1 protein-coding gene is annotated in these 1,297 nt (G+C 63.2%); it reads left to right on the forward strand.

Annotated features, from left to right (window positions below; genetic code table 11):
- Positions 1–71 precede the first annotated feature (71 nt).
- Positions 72–1,264 (forward strand): IS3 family transposase gene (locus AC0KXF_RS15140; protein WP_473109960.1). Its coding sequence is split into 2 segments (ribosomal slippage): positions 72–356 and positions 359–1,264, totalling 1,191 coding nucleotides; the frame shifts between segments, so codons are not numbered across the junction.
- Positions 1,265–1,297 lie beyond the last annotated feature (33 nt).

The raw sequence follows: 1,297 nt of genomic DNA on the forward strand, positions 1-1,297 counted from the left end.
TCGGGTCTGCTGCACGAATAGGTGACATCTGATCTGGCTTGCCCGAGGGGTGGGTCTGGAAGGATGTTGTTGTGCCAAAGCCATACCCGAGTGAGTTCCGTGACGATGTTGTGCGCGTCGCGAGGAACCGCGAGCCTGGAGTGACGATCGAGCAGATCGCGAAAGACTTCGGCGTTCACCCGATGACGTTGCAGAAGTGGATGCGTCGCGCCGACATCGACGACGGCGCCAAGCCTGGCCAATCGCGGACTGAGGCGGCCGAGATCCGTGAGCTGCGCAAGCGGAACCGTCTTCTGGAGCAGGAGAACGAGGTTCTGCGTCGGGCGGCGGCGTATCTGTCGCAGGCGAACCTGCCGGGAAAAGGCTCTACCCGCTCGTGACGGAGCTCGCTGATGCAGGAATCCCTGTGACGGTGACGTGTCGGGTACTCAAGCTCTCCCGCCAGCCTTACTACCGATGGTTAACGAACCCCATCACCGATAGCGAGGTGGTGGAGGCGTATCGTGCGAACGCGCTGTTCGACGCTCACCGTGACGACCCCGAGTTCGGGCACCGGCTCCTCGCCGACGAAGCGCGTGACGCCGGTGAGGCGATGTCGGACCGGACCGCGTGGCGTATCGCCTCCGCGAACGGCTGGTTCAGTGCGTTCGGCAAGCCCAAGCGCGGCAAGGGACGCCGTCCTGGACCGCCGGTTCACGACGATCTGTGCGCCGTAATTGACGGGGACGGCAGGACCCGGCATGTGTTCGCGGCCGACGCACCGAACGAGCTGTGGCTCGTGGACATCACGGAGCACAAAACCGTCGAAGGCAAGCTCTACTGCTGCGCGATCAAAGACGTGTTCTCCGGTCGGATCGTGGGGTATTCGATCGATTCCAGGATGAAGTCTCGCTTGGCCGTGCAGGCGCTCGAGAACGCCGCCTTGATGCGCGGCGATGTCGCCGGTTGCATCGTCCATAGCGACAGGGGATCTCAATTCCGAAGCAGGAAGTTCCTGCGCGCGCTGAACCGTCACCGCATGGTTGGGAGCATGGGAAGAGTGGGCTCGAGCGGGGACAACGCGGCTATGGAGAGTTTCTTCGCGCTTCTGCAGAAGAACGTCCTCGACCGCCGGTCCTGGACCACCCGCGAGCAACTGCGCATAGCGATCGTCACCTGGATCGAGCGAACCTACCACCGCCGACGTCGCCAGGCCCGTCTGGGGCGCTTGACGCCCATCGAGTTCGAGACCATCATGAACACGACCGTCGCACTGGCGGCGTGACTAGGAACTGTCACCTATACGTGCAGCAGACCC

The sequence above is a fragment of the Leucobacter holotrichiae genome (assembly GCF_055791005.1).